A 17,532-nucleotide genomic window follows, 5' to 3' on the forward strand; every position below is an offset into this window, starting at 1 on the left:
TCAGCCTGGTTGCTTCATGCGAAGGGCTTCGAGCAGCCCTTCGACCGGTTGAAATCGAAAGTCCAGTTCGGCGAGCAGCACGTCCTGGAGGTCTTTGTGGAACACGTCCTGCCACGCGGCACCGGCAGACGGGTCCGGCGTTGTCTGATCGGCTGCCGGTTCGGTGGCCTGTTCGGCCTGGGCCTCCAGCGCCGCCTGCCGCAGGCGCCTGAAACGCTTCTCCAGCAGCGCGGGCACGCCCGAGAGCAGGCTGCGTTCCTGCACGGCCAGCACCTGCTCCATCACGACGTCGACCGCCGCCAGTTTGGCCATGGCCTGCGAACGGCCCGCCAGCGTGGTCCGCAGGCGGCTGCGCAGCGGGCCGATGCCGGCTTCCATCGCCTGTTGCCGGGCCAGGTAGCGCTGGCGCAGCGGAGCGAAGTCGGTGGCGTCCGCGGGGGCCGCGCCGTCGGAGGCGATGGCCTTGGTCAGCGCGGCGCGCACGCGGGCGCACTCGGCTTCCTCGGCGCTCGAGGAGGCTTTTTTTGCACTGGAGAGAGAACTCGCCGGGCCGGCGTTCAACGCCGCGGACAGCGAGATGTCGTCGGTCCAGCCGAACCACTGGCTCAGCCGCTCCGCGGTCGTCTGCCGGGGTTGCCCGACGTCGCTGTCGGTCAGCCTGGAAAGCAAGCGCACGAGCGGCGAACCGGTGAAACCTGTGCGCCGTGACGCTTGCACCATTACCGTCAAATCGAAAAACCTAGCAGTCTACACCGCGCCCCTCCGGGCCCCGGCAGGAGCGGCCGGGCCACAGAGTGGCCGCCAGCTTCAGCCGAGCGCGGCGGGTGCCGGGGGCTCGACGGGCAGCGCGCGCTTGTGTGCGCTCTTGCGGTGCGTCGACAGGATGATTGCGCGCGCCTCGGCCGACACCGGCTTGCCTTCGAGGAAATCGTCGATCTGCTCATAGGTCACGCCGAAGGCGTCTTCGTCGGGCTTGCCGGGCACCAGCGATTCGAGGTCGGCCGTGGGCACCTTGTAGACCAGCGAATCGGGCGCGCCCAGCAGCTGCGCCACAGCGCGCACGCGGCGCTTGTTCAGGCCGGTGAGCGGCGTGATGTCGGCCGCGCCGTCGCCGAACTTGGTGAAGAAGCCCATCAGCGCCTCGGCCGCGTGATCGGTGCCGATGACGATGCCGTCGTGCGCGCCGGCCACCGCGAACTGCGCCACCATGCGCTCGCGCGCCTTGATGTTGCCGAGCACGAAGTCTTCATGTGCCGCGTCGCGGAAGCTCAGGTCGCCGGCCTTCAGCGCGGCCAGCATGCCGTCGGCCGCGGGGCGGATGTCGACGGTGATGGTGCGGTCGGGCCTGATGACGGCGAGCGAAGCCTGCGCCTCGGCTTCGTCCTTCTGCACGCCGTAGGGCAGGCGCATGGCGATGAAGGTGGCGTCATGGCCGGTGGCGCGCAGCTTCTCGACCGCGCGCTGCGCCAGGCAGCCGGCGGTCAGCGAATCGACGCCGCCGCTGATGCCCAGCACCAGCGTCTTCAGGCCGATCTGCTTCAGGTAGCTTGCGAGAAAGTCGACGCGGCGCTCCAGCTCGCGGGCGGCATCGAAGACGGGCGCGACATGCAGCGCCGCGATGATCTCGCGCTGCGTGTCGTCGACGGGGGTGAGGTCTGCGCTCATTGGTTTTGTCTGCGTATGAAAGAGGTCAGAAATCCACGAGGCTGAGGCCGATGCTGAGCACCGTGCGCTTACGGTTGTAGTCCACCAGCGTGTCGCCGTAGCCCGAGAACAGCTGCGTGTGGAAGCGCAGGTTGCTCTTGGTCGGATCGCCGATGGCCTTGAGCCACTCGAGGCGGATCGAGCCGCGGCCGCTGTCGCGCAGGTTGTTGCGCACGGTCACGGCCAGCTGGTTGTCGCGGTCGAGGTTCCAGCGGCCGGTGACTTCGGCACGGCCGATGTAGTCGGCGATGTCGGGGTTGTCGTCCTTGGCGGCGCTCTCGGAAATGCGCTTCCAGATGCGGCCGGTGATGGTGAAGCGGTCGTCCAGTTCGGCGCCGCCCATCAGGTAGACGCGGTTCCAGCTGCGCGACAGCGGCAGGCTCTGGCCGTTCGACTGGTGCACGATGCCCAGGCCCGAATAGCGCCAGCGCCAGCCGCCGGGCAGCTTGAAGTCGGTCGGGTAGACATACATCAGCTCGGGTTCGTGGTCGGTGGTGCGGAACGGCCGCGAGATGGCGCCGTTGAACAGCTGCCAGGTCGACTGCTGCGTGTAGGCGAACCACAGCGAGTCTTTCCTCACCGGGTCGCCCTGCGTGAGCAGGCCCTGGGCGAGCTTGGTGCGCACCGACAGGCCGATGCGCATCTCGTTGGCCTGGTAGGCGACGGGCTGGCCGGTGTGGTCGGGCGACGGCGAGGTGGGCGTCTGCGGCTTGTTGGTGGCGGCCGAGACCGACACGGTGAGCGGCCGGTAGCCGCGAAAGCCGAAGGTGCCGCAGTCGGTGGCGTTCTCCAGCTCCCAGAAGCGCGACAGCGCCGAGTACTGGCGGTCGCGGCAGCCTTCGGTGGTGGCGACCGAGACCACGCGCGTGGCCGGGATCGTGCCGTCCACCGGCGGCTGCGTGCTCGCGAGCACCGGCGGCGCCACGGGCACCGACACCGAGGGCAGCGTCTGCTGCTGCGCCCAGCGGTCGAAGCAGGCCAGCCGCGCCTCGTTGTTGGCGCCCAGCGCGGTGCACTGCTGCCAGGTGAGCTGCGAATCGGCCAGCGGGCTCGCGGGCTTGTCGACGGCCTGCGCCTGCGCGCCGGCGGCGCCGCCCAGGCAGGCGGCCAGGGCGGCCAGCTCGCGCAGCCGGATGTGGGGTCGTTTCGTCGTCATGGCTTTTTTTCCTCTGGGGCGGCGGTCTTGCTGAGCACGAACGGGTGGGTGCTTTCATCCGTGGCGTCGCGCCACGTTCCTCTGAATTCGCGGCCGCAGGAGCCCTTCTGCAGCTTGCCGGACCAGACGCCGCTGATGGCGCGGCCGTCCTGCGACTCGTCGATGGAAAGCGCGCCCTCGTCGTCCACGTCGCCGGCCAGCTGCGCGATGCGCGCCTTGCCGGGACTGGCGCCGTTGCGCGTGATGGTGCCGCGCACGCCGTCGTAGTCGGGGTGCTTGCCCAGCTGCACCACGGCCGCCGCGGGCAGGCCGTCGAAGCGTGCTTCCCAGCGTCCGTAGAGCGACTGCAGCGGCAGGTCGCGCGCGTCGGCGGGGCAGTCGGGGTTGCCGCGCCCGGTGGCGCAGCCCGACAGCGCGAGCACGGCACCGGCCAGCAGCGCGGCCGGCATCGCGGTCTTGAGTTTCGTCGTCTTCATGATGATGCGGCGGCGGCCGCCTTGGCCGCGCTGTCCTGTGCCTTGCGCGCGAACTCGGCGCGCAGCGCCTTGAGTTTCTCGCGCGGGTCTTCCCGGGTGGTGGCCTTGTCCAGGCCCATCTCGGCGATGAAGCGGCTGGGCACGCAGGGCACCATCTCGCGGCCCTGCTTGCGCTTCTTGGTCCAGCTCACCGCCAAGCTGCGCTGCGCGCGCGTGATGCCCACGTACATCAGGCGGCGCTCTTCCTGCAGCCTCTGCAGCGTGTCCTCGCTGACCTTCTGCTGGCGGCCGTTGTCGTCGTCGAGCTTGAAGGGCAGGAGGCCCTCGCTCACGCCGATCAGCATCACGTGCGGCCATTCGAGGCCCTTGGAGGCGTGCAGCGTCGAGAGCGTGACCACGTCCTGGTCCTGCTGGCGCTCGCTGATGGTGGACAGCAGCGAGATGGTCTGCGCCACCTCGAGCAGGCTCTTGCGTTCGGTCTCGATGGTGTTGTCGGCACCCGAGGTGTCGTCGATGGTGCCGCCGGCGCGCTGCGACATCCAGTCGACGAACTCCAGCACGTTGGTCCAGCGCGAGGCCGCGGCCGACTCGCTGTCCTCGCCGTCGTAGAGGTGCTTCTCGTAGTCGATCTCCTTCAGCCAGTCGAGCATGAAGGTGCGCGAGTCTTCCGCGCCCATGGTGCGGCGCGCGCGGTATTCCAGGTCGTTGATGTAGCGGCCGAACTCGTGGATGCCTTCCAGCGTGCGCTTGGGCATCACGCTGGGCAGCGACGGGCTGAACAGCGCCTCGAACAGGCTCAGCTTGTACTGGCTGGCGAAGGTGCCCAGGCTCGCGAGCGTGGTGTGGCCGATGCCGCGCTTGGGCGTGGTGATGGCGCGCAGGAACGCCGGGTCGTCGTCGTTGTTGACCCACAGGCGGAACCAGCCGCACAGGTCCTTGATCTCGGCGCGGTCGAAGAAGCTCTGGCCGCCCGACACCTTGTACGGGATCTGCGCCTTGCGCAGCGCCTGCTCGAACACGCGCGCCTGGTGGTTGGCGCGGTACAGGATGGCGAAGTCGCGGTATTCCTTGTACTGCTTGCCCTGCGTGGTGGCGTCGCCCGCGCGCAGGCTGACGATGCGCGCCACGGCGCGCTCGGCCTCGTGCTGCTCGCTGTCGGCGTCGACGATGCGCACCGGCTCGCCTTCGCCGAGTTCGGAGAACAGCGTCTTGGGAAACAGCTTGGGGTTGGGGCCGATCACGTTGTTGGCCGCGCGCAGGATGGCGCTGGTGGAGCGGTAGTTCTGCTCCAGCTTGATGACCTTGAGCGTGGGGTAGTCGACCGGCAGCTTGCGCAGGTTGTCCAGCGTGGCGCCGCGCCAGCCGTAGATCGACTGGTCGTCGTCGCCCACCGCGGTGAAGTGGCCGCGCTCGCCGGCCAGGGCCTTGAGCACTTCGTACTGGGTGGCGTTGGTGTCCTGGTATTCGTCCACCAGGATGTGGCCGAGCGCGGCCTGCCACTTGGCGCGCACTTCGGGGAATTCGTAGAGCAGCTTCAGCGGCATGCCGATCAGGTCGTCGAAGTCGACGCTCTGGTAGGCCTGCAGCCGCTCTTCGTAGCGGGCCATGATGCGCGCGGTGATGCGCTCGTTGTCGTCCACCGCGGCGGCCTCCGCCTGCGCGGCGTTCAGGCCCATGTTCTTCCACTTGCTGATGGTCCACTGCCAGATGCGCGCGGTGGCGATGTCTGTGGTGCCGCCGGCGTCCTTCAGGATCTTGGTGACGTCGTCGGAGTCCAGGATGCTGAAGGCCTTCTTCAGGCCCAGCACCGCGCCGTCCTCGCGCATCATGCGCACGCCCAGTGCGTGGAAGGTGCAGACCACGACCTTGCGCGCGTCCTTGCCGATCAGGTCCTTGGCGCGCTCGCGCATTTCCGCGGCGGCCTTGTTGGTGAAGGTGATGGCCGCGATCCGCTGGGGCTCGAGCCCCGACTGGATCAGGCGTCCGATCTTGTGAGTGATCACCCGCGTCTTGCCCGAGCCCGCGCCGGCGAGCACCAGGCAGGGACCGTACATGTAGTTGACCGCTTCGAGTTGCGCGGGATTGAGTCCGTGAGACATTGGGGAGAGAAAGAGCCGGAAAACGCCCTGGGGAAGGGCATGCGCAAAGCGGGCAATGATACGGGGACGGCCTTTCCCGGGGTTGTAGGCCGGTGCCCCCGACAATCGGCATGTGCTGCCTGTATTTCTTGTTACTTTCCCTTTCTTCGCGTTAATCGCCGCCGGTTACGGCGCCGCGCGCGCCCGCATCCTGCCGTTGGACGCGATTCCCGGCCTGAACGCCTTCGTGCTCTATTTCGCGCTGCCCTGCATGCTGCTGCGCTTCGGCGCGGGCACGCCCATCGGGCAATTGCTGGACGGCAGCGTGGCGCTGGTCTGGGGCCTGGGGGCGCTGGCCGTGGTGGCGGGGGTGGTGGCGTTCACGCGCAACGCCCGTGTCGGCTGGAACGACGCCGCATTCGGCGCGCTGGTGGCGGCATTCCCGAACACCGGCTTCATGGGCGTGCCGCTGCTGGTGGCGATCCTCGGGGCGCAGGCTGCGGGGCCGATGATCATCGCGATCGCGTTCGACATGGTCGTCACCTCGTCGCTGTGCATCGGGCTGTCGCGGCTCGACGGGGTGGGGGCGGGCGCGGCAGGCGGCGCCACGCAGGCGGCGCGCAAGGCGCTGCGCGGCATCCTGGTCAACCCGATGCCCTGGTCGATCCTGCTGGGCGTGCTGCTGTCGGCCGCGCGCTGGCAACTGCCGGGGCCGCTGGAGCGCACCGTGGCCATGCTGGCCGATGCCGCGTCGCCGGTGGCGCTGTTCACCATCGGCGCGGTGCTGGCCCGCTCGGCGCTGCTGGCGCGCGAGCACGACGCCAGCGCGGCGGTGGCCGAGGCGCTGGGCACCGGCGTGCAGCCCGCGCCCAGGGCGCCGTGGGGCGACGTGCTGCCCGTGGTGGCGGTGAAGCTGCTGGTGCACCCGCTGCTGATCTGGGGGCTGGGCCTGGGCGCCATGGCGCTGGGGCTGCCGCTCGCGCCCGCCGCGCTGGTGGTGATGGTGCTGGTGGCGGCACTGCCGAGCGCCAGCAATGTGTCGATGCTGGCCGAGCGCTTCGGCGCCGACAACGGCCGCATCGCCCGGATCATCCTGTGGACGACGGTGGTGGCGTTCTTCAGCTTTCCGCTGGCGGTCGGCCTGCTGCACTGAGCCGGCGGGGCGCTAGGGCGTCAGCACGCCGAGCTTGTACGGGTCGGCATCGGGCAGGCGCTCGCATTTGGAGAAGTCGCGGCCCTGCGTGCCGTCGCAGTAGTAGGTGTTGTAGATGCGGCCGAAGAGCGACGGGCTGGCCGTGAAGAGCACGCCGTGCTCGGGCTGCCAGTTGTCCCTGGGCGGCGGCACGCTGGCTTCCACCGGCGCGGCCGGTGCCTCGGCAGTGGTCGCCGCCGCCGTGGTCACGACGGCGGCCGTGACGGGATTGGGGGCGGGTGTGAAGTCGGCCAGTGTCTTGTGGGCTTCGTCGCCGCGCCAGCGCACCGCGAGTTCGGCCGCCGTGGGCCGCGCCGCCACCGGCAGCATGATGCCGTTGACCTGCAGGCCGTAGCCGAAGCGGTGCGTCTTGCCCGCCAGGAAGGCATAGGCGCAGGCGGCCATGCACTGGCCCCGCACTTCGGTCTGCACGCCGCTGGCGCGGATGGCGTCGGCAAAGGCGCCGGCCGCCTCGGCGGTGCCGCCGAACGAGTCCTCGAAGACCACCGTGCGGACTGAGCCGCTGCCCAGTCGTTCGTTGAATTCCTGGATCGCGCTGCCGTCGAGCGTGCCCGACACCACCAGCCGGCTGCCCTGCAGTTCCAGCTCGGCAGCGGATGCCGTGGATGCGCCGACGGCGCAGGCGAGGGACGCCAGGGACAAAACCCAACCAGAGACAGATGGCGGTTTCACGTCGACCCCCTTGCAATGAGCGAGCAAATTTGAATGCGTATTCCGCGCGGAGTTCGTGCGTTCACGCTGTAACAGCTTGAGTAGCGGCACGGCTTCCCGTCAATCTTTTTTTCACAAATTTGCGGGTAAGCCAGGGGTTGGCCGTAAGGCATAGCGGCGTCTACTGCTTCAGTTGAATGCTTGAGTTTGCAGAACCGCTGCTACAGTGGTTGCAAGTCAAAGATGTGAATGGGGCGCGCTATGGCAATACTGGTTCGCATCCTGTTGTGGTTCGTCTGGCTCGCCAGCGTGGGCTGGTTCTGGCATGCCGGCAAGTTCGGCACGGCCACCGCCATCGCGCTCGCCGCGCTGAGCCTGGTGGTGTTTGCCTGGCCGGTGAGCATCGCGCGGCGCCGGCACGACGAGCTGCGCTACGTCGACATGGGCAAGGAGCCCACGGGCTACCACTGAAAATCGCGGTTTGTTGGTTTTTTCAGGACGCCGTGCGCAGGCGTTCGAACTCGCGGCGCTTCATTGCCAGGTAGTCGTCGCGGTCCATTTCGTGCAACTGCTGGGCGTATTGCTCGGTCGCATCGAACCACGCGCCCAGGCGCTGGTCGAGCTGGCCCGGCGCAGGGGCGTCCAGGTAGCTGTCGATCGCCAGGTAATAGCGCATGGTGTTGCGCTCCACCACTCCTCTCACGCCGCCGATGTAGGCGCCGCCCTGGCCCTGCTTCGTGAAGCCCACCTTGTCGCTGCCCAGCGTGGCCAGGTAGCCCTTCATCGCGAAGCGCGCGGCGGTGCCGTAGGCATAGGCATAGCTCAGGTGGATGGCGGTCTTGCCGTTGTCGGCCGGCGCGGCCTCCAGCACGATGCTGTAGTCGTGCGTGGAAAGCGGGCCGTCGGCCGCGCTCAGGCGCACGTTCAGGTAGCCGGCGTCGGTCTTGGCCAGGCTGTAGTCGAAGGCGATCTTCTGGGTGTCCGACAGCGGCTGGTCGAACTTGCGCCCGACGGCCAGCTCGATCTGGCTGCCCCCGTTTCTCACGGCGCAGCTCTTGGTGTTCAGGTGCAGCATCAGCACCTGGCACCACGCGGCGGGCGTGCGCAACGCGCCGTTCACGCTGTTGAAGGGATGGTCCACCAGCGCGTAGATGTCGCCGCTCAGCCGGTCGGAGGCCTCGTTCGATTCGATGGCCAGCGGGCGCTTGAAGGCGTTGCGCGCCAGTTGCGGCGCCAGCGCCTGGAGCTTGTCGCGCAGTGCGCTCGCGTCCCCGGCCGGCGCGGCCGTCTGCGCCGTTGCCATTGCGGGAGCCAGCGACAGTGCCGCCGCCAGCAGCATGGCCAGCAGCGGAAGGCGGCGGGCCGTGTTCGTCGTGTTCATGATCCGGTGGGCGGAATGGGTGTTCATGCCCGGCACCTTGGGCGCGCGCGGCGAAAGGCCTTGCAGGACAACTCGCTCAGATGCTGTGCGGATCCACGTCGACCAGCCAGCGGATCACGCCTTTTCCCTCCGGCGTGCGGCGCAGTTCGTGCAGCAGCGGCTGCCAGGCCGCCAGCAGCTTCTGCAGCGCCGCGCGCGAAGGGCTCTCGATCAGCATCTGCGCGCGTTCCACGTTGGCCACGCGCTGGATGGTGAGCGGCACCGCCGGATAGCGCGTGACCAGGTCCGCGCCCGGCAGCGCCTCGGCCTGGTCGGCGGCGATGTTCAGGAAGGCCTGCGCCACCGACTGCTCGCGCGCATCGGCCCGCAGCAGCGCCTGGAACGCGAACGGCGGCATGCCGGCGGCGCGTCGCTCGTCGAGCTGCTGCTGGGCGAACACCGCGTAGTCGTGCCTGCGCAGCGCCATGAACAGCGGGTGGTGCGCATGGTGCGTCTGGATCCACATCTCGGCCGTCGCGCCCTGCGCGGCGAGGTAGGCGGCGTCGCGGCCCGCGCGGCCGGCCGACTGCATCAGCAGGCTGAACAGCCGCTCGGGCGCGCGGAAGTCGCTGGAAAACAGCGCGCCGTCGGGGTTCACCGCGGCCACCAGCGTGATGCGGCGGAAGTCGTGGCCCTTGGCGATCATCTGCGTGCCGACCAGCACGTCGACCTCGCCCGAATGCACCGCCGCCAGCTGCGATTCGAGCGCGCCCTGCTTCTTGGTGCTGTCGGCGTCGATGCGCGCAATGCGCACCGCGCTGCCGTCGGGCCGCTTCACGGCGGCGAACAGTTCGGCCAGGTGCTCCTCGAGCCGCTCGGTGCCGCGGCCCACGGGCGCGATGTCGGGGTTGCCGCAGGCCGGGCAGGCGCGCGGCACGCGTTCGGTGAAGCCGCAGTGGTGGCAGCGCAGCGTGCGGTCGATCTTGTGGAACACGCGGTAGGCGCTGCAGTGCGGGCATTCGCTCTTCCAGCCGCAGTCGCCGCAGGCCAGCACCGGCGCATAGCCGCGCCGGTTCAGGAAGATCATGCTCTGCTCGCCGCGCGCGATGCGCTGGCCGATGGCCTCGAGCAGCGCGCCCGAAATCACCGTCTTGGGCGGCTGCAGGTTCATGTCGACCAGCCGCACCGCGGGCAGCTCGCCGGCGCCGATGCGCGAGGGCATGGCCAGCCGCACATAGCGCCCGCCCGGGTCGTCGCCCTCGGCGGGGCGGCTCTGGTGCCAGCTCTCGAAGGATGGCGTGGCAGAGCCGAGGATCACCTTCGCGCCTTCGCGCTGGCCGCGCCACACCGCGAGGTCGCGCGCCGAGTAGCGCGCGCCTTCCTGCTGCTTGTAGCTGGGGTCGTGTTCCTCGTCGACCACGATCAGCTTGAGCCCCGGAATCGACGCGAACACCGCCATGCGCGTGCCCAGCACGATGCGCGCCGCGCCGCTGTGCGCCGCCAGCCAGCTCGCCAGCCGCTGCGGATTGGTCATGCCGCTGTGCAGCGACACCACCGCCTCTTCGCCGAAGCGGGCCTTGAAGCGGGCTTCGAGCTGCGGCGTGAGGTTGATCTCGGGCACCATCACCAGCGCCTGCGCTTCGGGCTCGCGCGCCAGCAGGTCGGCCACGCAGCGCAGGTAGACCTCGGTCTTGCCGCTGCCGGTGCTGCCGACCAGCAGGAAGGTGCCGCCGGCGGCCTCGATGCGCTCCAGCGCGGCGGTCTGCTCGGCGCTCAGCGCGATCAGGTTCGCCGATTCGGCCGTCTCGGCCACCGGTCCGGCCGTGGTCTTGCGCTTGAGCCGGCGCGCCAGCTGCGTCGTCGTCAGGTCGCGCAGCTGCGGCGGCAGGGCGGCCAGCGCGATCTCGCCGATGGAGCGCTGGTAGTAGCGCGCGGCAAAGGCCACGAGGTCGCGCCAGGCCTCGCCCAGCGGCGCCAGCGCGTCGAGCGCCGCGCCCACGGGCTTCAGCGCCATGTCGGGCTCGGCGCCTTCCAGCGAGACCGGCTCGTTCCAGACCACGCCCAGCACTTCGCGCTTGCCCAGCGGCACCCGCACCAGCGTGCCGGGCGGCATCGGCTCGGCGCCGGCGTAGCTCAGCAGGTCGCCCAGCGCGGCATGCGCGGGCGTCTGCACCGCGATGTCGAGCCGCCATGGCAGGGCCGGCGGGCTACCGTTCGTCGGTTGGCTTGTCCCGTCGAGGGGGAGGGCGGCGGTGGCGATTCGAGGTCCTTCTTGGCAAGGTTTGTTAATGCGGCTTTGAGCAAATCCGCTTAAGTCGTTGATTCTTCTGGGCTTTGGGCGCCATCCAGAGTTTCTGTGGATAACTTTGTTGACAAGCGGGCTCGTTACGTCGGCGAGCCTTGAAAATCAAGGCTCTCGCTGGATTGCCCGGAAAAAAAGCAAAAACCAAATCCTATATAAATCAATGACTTAGCGTCGCTATCGCTTTGGGAGCAAACAAGGTGCACCCCCGGACAATCTTGCGCAGTGCAGCACGGGTTTTGTGCATAAGTCAGACCCATATGCCGTTTTTGCGCTTGACAAACGGCCGCGAACCGACTTTTCGGATGCCGGGCGTCCCCACCGGCAAGCTCGCGCTCGATGACAGCCGTGTTAACCGCGCATGGCGCGCGAGTGGGCATGCACTGCCTTCACCAGCGCCGCCACATGTTCCGGCGGCGTGAACTGGCTGATGCCGTGGCCCAGGTTGAAGATGTGCGTCGGGCCCTGGGTGCCGCGGTCGGTGTGGGGCTTGCCGAAGGCGTCCAGCACCTTCGCCGCCTCGGCTTCGATTTGCGCGGGCTGCGCGAACAGCACGTTCGGGTCGATGTTGCCCTGCAGCGCCTTGGCCTTGCCGTCCGTGCCCTCGGCGACCTGCTTGCGGGCCGATGCCAGGTTCACGGTCCAGTCCACGCCCAGCACCTGGCAGTCGAGCTCGCGCATGGCGTCCAGCCACAGCCCGCCGCCCTTGGTGAACACGATGCGCGGCACCGGCTGGCCGTCGGCGCCGTTGCGCTTCAGGCCGGCCAGCACGCGCGCGGTGTAGGCCAGGCTGAATTCCTGGAACGCGCCGTCGGCCAGCACGCCGCCCCAGCTGTCGAACACCATCACGGCCTGCGCGCCGGCATCGATCTGGGCGTTGAGGTAGGCGGCCACCGAATCGGCGTTGACCGCGAGGATGCGGTGCATCAGGTCGGGGCGGCCGTACAGCATGCTCTTCACGAGGCGGTAGTCGCTGGAGCCCGCGCCTTCCACCATGTAGCAGGCCAGCGTCCACGGGCTGCCCGAGAAGCCGATCAGCGGCACACGGCCGTTCAGGGCCTTGCGGATCGAGGCCACGGCGTCGAACACGTAGCGCAGCTTTTCCATGTCGGGCACTTCGAGCGCGGCCACCGCTGCTTCGTCGCGCACCGGGCGCGCGAAGCGCGGGCCTTCGCCGGCCTCGAACGAGAGGCCCAGGCCCATGGCGTCGGGCACCGTCAGGATGTCGGAGAAGAGAATGGCCGCGTCGAGTTCATAGCGCGCCAGCGGCTGCAGCGTGACCTCGGTGGCGTAGTCGGTGTTGGTGGCCAGTCCCATGAAGCTGCCCGCCTTGGCGCGGGTGGCCACGTATTCCGGCAGGTAGCGGCCGGCCTGGCGCATCAGCCAGACGGGCGTGTGATCGGTGGCCTGGCGCCAGCAGGCTCGCAGGAAAGTGTCGTTTTGCAGTGGGGCGAAGGGCATTGCGACATTGTCGCAGGGCACCCCGTCCCTGGCCGGCCCGGTGCTGCTCAGACCACCGGCACGCGCCGCGCGTCCGCCGGGTTCAGGTTGCGGCGGTACAGCACCAGCGTCGCGATCAGGCCGCACACCGCGGCGGCCGTCATCCACAGGCCCGGTGCGCCCTTGTCGCCGGTCATCTCGATGAGCCCGGTGGCGATGGCCGGCGTGAAGCCGCCGAACACCGCGGTGGCCAGGCTGTACGCCAGCGAGAAGCCGGCCGTGCGCACGTTCACCGGCATCACCTCGGTCAGTGCCACCACCATCGCGCCGTTGTAGCTGGCGTAGAGGAACGACAGCCACAGCTCGACGGCGAGCATGCGCGCGAAGCTCGGCTCGCCGACCAGCCACTTGAGCGACGGGTATGCCGTGAGGATGGTCAGCACCGTGAACAGGATCAGCAGCGGCTTGCGGCCCACGCGGTCCGACAGCGCGCCCATGATCGGCAGCCAGATGAAGTTGGAGATGGCCACGCACAGCGTGACGATCAGCGCGTCGGTGGTGCTCAGGTGCAGCACGGCCTTGCCGAAGGTGGGCGTGTAGACGGTGATCAGGTAGAACGACACGGTGGTCATCGACACCAGCATCATCCCGGCGAGCACCACGCCCCAGTTGGCAAGCATCGACTGGAAGATCTCGCGCGCGTCGGGGCGGTGCTTGCGCGCCATGAACTCCTCGGTCTCCTGCAGCGAGCGGCGGATGATGAACAGCACCGGCACGATCAGGCAGCCCACGAAGAAGGGCACGCGCCAGTAGAAGTCGCCGATTTCCTGCGAGGTGAAGGTCACGTTGAGCCAGTAGCCGAGCGCTGCCGCGACGACGATGGCCACCTGCTGGCTGGCCGACTGCCAGCTCACGTAGAAGCCCTTGTGGCCCGGCGTGGCCATTTCCGACAGGTACACCGACACCCCGCCCAGCTCCACGCCGGCCGAGAAGCCCTGCAGCAGCCGGCCGATGAGTACCAGCACCGGGGCCGCGAGGCCGATGGTGGCGTATGAAGGCACGCAGGCGATCAGCAGCGTGCCCAGTGCCATCAGCGCCAGCGTGACGATCAGGCCCTGGCGCCGGCCGACGCGGTCGACGTACGCACCCAGGAAGATCGCGCCCAGCGGCCGCATCAGGAAGCCGGCGCCGAAGGTCATGAAGGTCAGCATCAGCGAGGCGAACTCGTTGCCGGCCGGGAAGAACGCCTTCGATATCTGCGTGGCGTAGAAGCCGAACAGGAAGAAGTCGAACATCTCCATGAAATTGCCGCCGGTCACGCGCAGGACGGTGGCGAATTTGGAGGAGCTTGCGGGCGAAGCGTGCGCGGCGGCAGTGCCCTTTTGCGCGGTGGAAGGCGCGGGATTCATCTCGTTGTCCCCTGTGGCATGTGTATCTGCCGAGGGTAGGCCGGGCTTCCCGACCGCTGCCTGACTGCGCGGGTCAGGTAGCTGTCACGCGGGGCGCTGGAGGACCAGGAAACTCCAGCGCACGTCCGCGCGGCCGAGCATGTCCTCGCGCTTGCCCAGGAAGCGCTGCCGCAGTCCGTGCCGGTCCGCGAGTTCGGCGGTTTCCCGGTGGGAGACGTCGAACATCCGCCGGCCTTCGGGCACGGGGCCGTGGCGCAGCGACATCGCGACCTGGCCGCCTTCGGCCACCAGCGCTGCCAGGGCTTCCATGGCCGTGGCCCGTTCGGCGGCGTCCAGGTGCATCCAGACGGCGGTCAGCAGGATCAGGTCGTGGCGCACGCCCAGCGCCCGTGTGCGTTGCAGGCCGGGCAGATGGTCGTCGATCCACTCGATGGGCAGCGCGGCGTGGCGGCGCATGCCTTCGGCGCGCAGTTCGGGCGTGGGCTCGACAGCCACCACCCGGTGCCCCAGCGCGGCGAGCGCGGCGGCGTCGCGCCCGGAACCCGCGCCAATGTCCAGCACCCGGCCCGGCGCGCGGGGAAACAGGTGCAGCACCTCGCGGTGGACGTCTTCGAAGCGCAGGCTTTCGTACTGCTGCGCCAGCACCGCGGCATTGGCGCCGTAGCCGGCCGTTCCCCCGACTTCGCTCGTCATCAGGTCTTGTACTTGATCGAACAGCCGTAGGGCCGCGTGCTGGCCGCCGATATGGGCTTGCCGCCGAAGGCCTCGCCGAGCGCCTGGTTCACGTAGTTGGTCGCGGTCTTGATGTCGTCGGGCCGCGCCGAGGCGATGCTGTCGATGCCGCCCGCATACACCAGCGTGCCCTTGGGGTCGATGATGAAGATGTGCGGCGTGGTGCGCGCGCCGTAGACCTGGCCGATGAGGCCGTCTTCGTCCATCAGCACGGCGGTGGGCGCGGCCTTCTGCGACTTCATCCATGCGTCCAGCGCATCGGGCTTCAGGTAATCGCTGGCGGCGCGCTCGGTGGAATTGATGGCGAGCCAGACCACGCCCTTGTCGGTGGCGGCCTTCTGCGTGGCCGGCATGTTGCCGCTGCCGTAGTGCTTGCGCACGAAGGGGCAGCCGGGGTTGGTCCACTCGAGCACCACGAACTTGCCCGCGAAGTCGGACAGCTTGTGCTTGGCGCCGGTGGTGTCGACGGCGACGAAATCGGGCGCCTGCTGGCCCACGGCGGGGGCGGCGACGGCATTGGAACCCATGAGGAAGGTGGCGCCCAGCGCCACGGCCGCGGCGACGACGGCGCGGCGGGAAGCCCGGCTCAGGGCGGCGCGGGCTTGGCGCGCGGCACGTAGGGAACGCGAGTCTGTGGTTGGCGAAAGAGACATGGCCAGCTTGAACTCCAAAACAAAATTCCAAACAACAGCTGCAGCTTAGAACGGTTTCTTCAAGTGGATGTGACAACCCATGTCATGCCGGTGGTCAAAGCGCGGCAATGGCGGCGCGCACTTCGTCCTTGCCCAGGATCTCGGTCAGCACCACCGGCGGCTTGCCCGGCGCCTGCAGCACGTACACCGGCACGCCGCTGCGGCCGAGCGCGGTGAGCGCCGCCGTGATGGCGGGGTCGCGCCGGGTCCAGTCGGCGCGCAGCATGGCCACCTTCTTGGCGTCGAAGTCGGCCAGCACCTGGGCATCGGCCAGGGTGCTCTTCTTGTTGTACTGGCAGGTCACGCACCAGGCGGCGGTGAAGTCGATGAACACCGGCCGGCCCGCGCCCGACAGCTCGGCCACGCGCTCGGCCGACCACGGCTGCCAGCGCTGCGGCTGGCCAGTGCCGTCCGCCGCGGCCAGCCTGGCGGGCTCAACGACTTGCAACACATTGCGGCCGATGGCGGCGGTCAGCACCGCGGTGAACGCGATCATCACCGCCGCGATCACGATCCGCGTGCGGCCCCGCAGCGTGAACGCCCAGACGATGGCGGCCATGCACACCAGCAGCGCCAGCAGCGTGCCGGCGCCGTCGATGCCGCTTTGCTGGCCCAGCACCCAGACCAGCCACGCCACGGTCGCGAACATGGGGAACGCGAGCAGGCGGCGCAGCGTGTGCATCCATGGTCCCGGCTTGGGCAGCAGGCGCGCCACGGCGGGAACGAAGCTGGCGGCCAGGTAAGGCAGCGCCAGCCCGAAGCCCAGCGCCGCGAAAAGCAGCAGCGCCTGGGCGGCCGGCAGGCCGATCGCGAAGCCCAGCGATGCGCCCATGAAGGGCGCGGTGCACGGCGAGGCGATCACCACGGCGAGCACGCCGGAGAGGAAGTCGTTGGCCAGCGGATGCTTGGCCTGGGCGCTGCAGATGGACGACGGCGCGGCGCGGCCGAACTCGAAAACGCCCGCCAGGTTCAGGCCGATCAGCGTGAACAGCGCGGCCAGCGCCGCCACCACGCCCGGCGATTGCAGCTGGAAGCCCCAGCCCAGCCCGGCGCCGGCAGCGCGCAGCGCCAGCATGGCGCCGCCCAGCGCGAGGAAAGACAGCATCACGCCGCCCGTGTAGGCCAGCCCGGCCCGGCGGTGCGCGCTGTCGTTGCCGGCCTGCCGCGCGAAGCCCAGCACCTTGATCGCGAGGATCGGGAACACGCAGGGCATCAGGTTGAGCAGCAGGCCGCCGAGCAGGGCGCCCAGCAGGGCGGCCATGAAGGTGGTGAAAGAAGGGGCGGGCGCTTCGGCGGGCCTGGCCGCATTGGTTGCGTTGGCTGCGTTGGCGGCCAGCGCGGCCTGCAGCGCCGGCGACACCTCGGCGCGCGGTGCCGCGGTGGCGGGCCAGTTGCCGCTGACCGGCGCCTCGGCGCGCCATGCGACGGGCTGCCCAGCCTGCCGGTCGGCTTCGGCCAGCGCCACCACCACCGGCATCACCGTGGGGCTGGCGCTGCGCTGGTCGGCCAGCGGAATGGTGGCGGTCCAGGTGCCGCCTTGCCAGGACTGGGTCCAGTCCTTGCCGGAGACGGCCGCAGTGCGGATCACCTCGGGGGTCTCGGGGAAGAAGCCCAGCGTCTTGCCCTGTGCGGCGGCGGGCAGGCCGTCGAGGCGCACCTTCAGGTTGTGGCCGTCGACTTCCACGGCGCCGGCCTGGGCCAGCGGCTGCGGCTGCGCGGCCTGCGCGGTGTCGAACTCGGCCTTGTGCAGCGCGGTCGAGCCCTGCAGCGGCAGGGACAGCGAGAAGGTGCCTTCCTCCGGAATGCACTCCTTGCGGCAGACCAGCCAGGAAGCCTTGAGCTGGATGTCCATGGCCGGCGTGCTGCCGCCCAGCGCCATCGGCGGCTTGTAGAGCGTGGACACCTCCAGCGGCACCGGCAGCAGCACGGTGTTTTCGTAGCCGTAGTTGGCGAGGTTGCCGACCGGGATCTTCTCGGGCACCGGCCACGCGATCTCGCCGGTCGACACGCCGGCCGGCAGCGTCCACGTCATTTCGGTGGGCAGGCCCGAATCGCCGGCGTTCTTCCAGTAGGTGTGCCACTCGGGCTGGTGCGTGATCTGCAGGCCCACCCACACCGGGCTGCCGGGCGCCACGCCGTCGGGGGCATGGGCGATCAGTTCGGCCCGCACGTGCGGGGTTGTCACCACCGCGCCCGGCTTGGAAGCCAGCTGCGCCGCGGCCGGCATGCTGGCTGCGGCGGCTGCTATCAGAAGCGTAGCGAAATGGATGCGCGAAAAAATCATGCCGAGGGTCGGAGCGATCTGCGGGGGTGAAGTTC

Annotated in this window: 15 protein-coding genes; 2 read left to right on the plus strand and 13 right to left on the minus strand. The window is 69.3% G+C overall.

Annotated features, from left to right (window positions below):
- From WIX39_RS07690 to WIX39_RS07710, 5 genes are all read right to left on the minus strand, one after another.
- Nucleotides 1–720, minus strand: coding sequence for a DUF3348 domain-containing protein (locus WIX39_RS07690; protein WP_285413446.1), 720 nt, complete (start codon nucleotides 718–720; stop codon nucleotides 1–3).
- 87 nt (nucleotides 721–807) lie between these two features.
- Nucleotides 808–1,665 (minus strand): ammonia-dependent NAD(+) synthetase, encoded by an 858-nt coding sequence (gene nadE, locus WIX39_RS07695; protein ID WP_409194791.1) that lies wholly within the window; start codon nucleotides 1,663–1,665, stop codon nucleotides 808–810.
- A 25-nt stretch (nucleotides 1,666–1,690) separates the two neighbouring features.
- Nucleotides 1,691–2,860, minus strand: coding sequence for a phospholipase A (locus WIX39_RS07700; protein ID WP_409194792.1), 1,170 nt, complete (start codon nucleotides 2,858–2,860; stop codon nucleotides 1,691–1,693).
- Complete coding sequence (locus tag WIX39_RS07705) at nucleotides 2,857–3,336, minus strand: hypothetical protein (RefSeq protein ID WP_409194793.1); 480 nt, start codon at nucleotides 3,334–3,336, stop codon at nucleotides 2,857–2,859. Before WIX39_RS07705 ends, WIX39_RS07700 begins: the two co-directional genes overlap by 4 nt.
- On the minus strand, nucleotides 3,333–5,435 hold the full coding sequence (locus WIX39_RS07710) for an ATP-dependent helicase (RefSeq protein WP_081268299.1): 2,103 nt from the start codon (nucleotides 5,433–5,435) through the stop codon (nucleotides 3,333–3,335). Before WIX39_RS07710 ends, WIX39_RS07705 begins: the two co-directional genes overlap by 4 nt.
- Nucleotides 5,436–5,547: 112 nt before the next feature.
- On the opposite strand from WIX39_RS07710, the gene WIX39_RS07715 reads away from it, so the two are divergent.
- The gene (locus WIX39_RS07715; RefSeq protein WP_409194794.1) at nucleotides 5,548–6,567 is read left to right on the plus strand and encodes an AEC family transporter; all 1,020 of its coding nucleotides are present in this window, start codon (nucleotides 5,548–5,550) and stop codon (nucleotides 6,565–6,567) included.
- Between the two features lie 12 nt (nucleotides 6,568–6,579).
- Here WIX39_RS07715 and WIX39_RS07720 read toward each other — a convergent pair whose 3' ends face one another.
- A complete protein-coding gene (locus tag WIX39_RS07720) occupies nucleotides 6,580–7,269 on the minus strand; it encodes a hypothetical protein (RefSeq protein WP_409194795.1) in 690 nt (229 codons plus the stop codon).
- A 270-nt stretch (nucleotides 7,270–7,539) separates the two neighbouring features.
- Between WIX39_RS07720 and WIX39_RS07725 the strand changes: the two genes are divergently transcribed.
- A complete protein-coding gene (locus WIX39_RS07725) occupies nucleotides 7,540–7,749 on the plus strand; it encodes a hypothetical protein (protein WP_081268301.1) in 210 nt (69 codons plus the stop codon).
- A 22-nt stretch (nucleotides 7,750–7,771) separates the two neighbouring features.
- Here the strand turns inward: WIX39_RS07725 and WIX39_RS07730 are convergent, their stop codons facing one another.
- The 7 genes from WIX39_RS07730 to WIX39_RS07760 all read right to left on the minus strand — a co-directional run bounded on the left by WIX39_RS07730 (nucleotide 7,772) and on the right by WIX39_RS07760 (nucleotide 17,497).
- Nucleotides 7,772–8,686: a hypothetical protein gene (locus WIX39_RS07730; RefSeq protein ID WP_409194796.1), complete on the minus strand. Its 915-nt coding sequence runs from the start codon at nucleotides 8,684–8,686 to the stop codon at nucleotides 7,772–7,774.
- Nucleotides 8,687–8,735: 49 nt separating this feature from the next.
- The gene (locus WIX39_RS07735) at nucleotides 8,736–10,811 is read right to left on the minus strand and encodes a primosomal protein N' (RefSeq protein ID WP_409194797.1); all 2,076 of its coding nucleotides are present in this window, start codon (nucleotides 10,809–10,811) and stop codon (nucleotides 8,736–8,738) included.
- 480 nt (nucleotides 10,812–11,291) lie between these two features.
- A complete protein-coding gene (gene hemE, locus WIX39_RS07740; protein ID WP_409194798.1) occupies nucleotides 11,292–12,401 on the minus strand; it encodes a uroporphyrinogen decarboxylase in 1,110 nt (369 codons plus the stop codon).
- A gap of 47 nt (nucleotides 12,402–12,448) precedes the next feature.
- Nucleotides 12,449–13,789, minus strand: a complete 1,341-nt coding sequence (locus tag WIX39_RS07745; protein WP_409194799.1) for an MFS transporter — start codon at nucleotides 13,787–13,789, stop codon at nucleotides 12,449–12,451.
- An 84-nt stretch (nucleotides 13,790–13,873) separates the two neighbouring features.
- Nucleotides 13,874–14,482, minus strand: coding sequence for a class I SAM-dependent methyltransferase (locus tag WIX39_RS07750; RefSeq protein WP_409194800.1), 609 nt, complete (start codon nucleotides 14,480–14,482; stop codon nucleotides 13,874–13,876).
- Nucleotides 14,482–15,174, minus strand: coding sequence for a thioredoxin family protein (locus WIX39_RS07755; protein WP_409194801.1), 693 nt, complete (start codon nucleotides 15,172–15,174; stop codon nucleotides 14,482–14,484). Before WIX39_RS07755 ends, WIX39_RS07750 begins: the two co-directional genes overlap by 1 nt.
- A gap of 94 nt (nucleotides 15,175–15,268) precedes the next feature.
- Nucleotides 15,269–17,497 carry a protein-disulfide reductase DsbD family protein gene (locus WIX39_RS07760; protein WP_409194802.1) on the minus strand — a complete coding sequence of 743 codons (2,229 nt, stop codon included), beginning with the start codon at nucleotides 17,495–17,497 and terminating at the stop codon, nucleotides 15,269–15,271.
- Between the last annotated feature and the right edge of the window lie 35 nt (nucleotides 17,498–17,532).

It is taken from the genome of Variovorax sp. AB1(2024) (assembly GCF_037482385.2).
Classification (GTDB): Bacteria; Pseudomonadota; Gammaproteobacteria; order Burkholderiales; family Burkholderiaceae_C; genus Variovorax.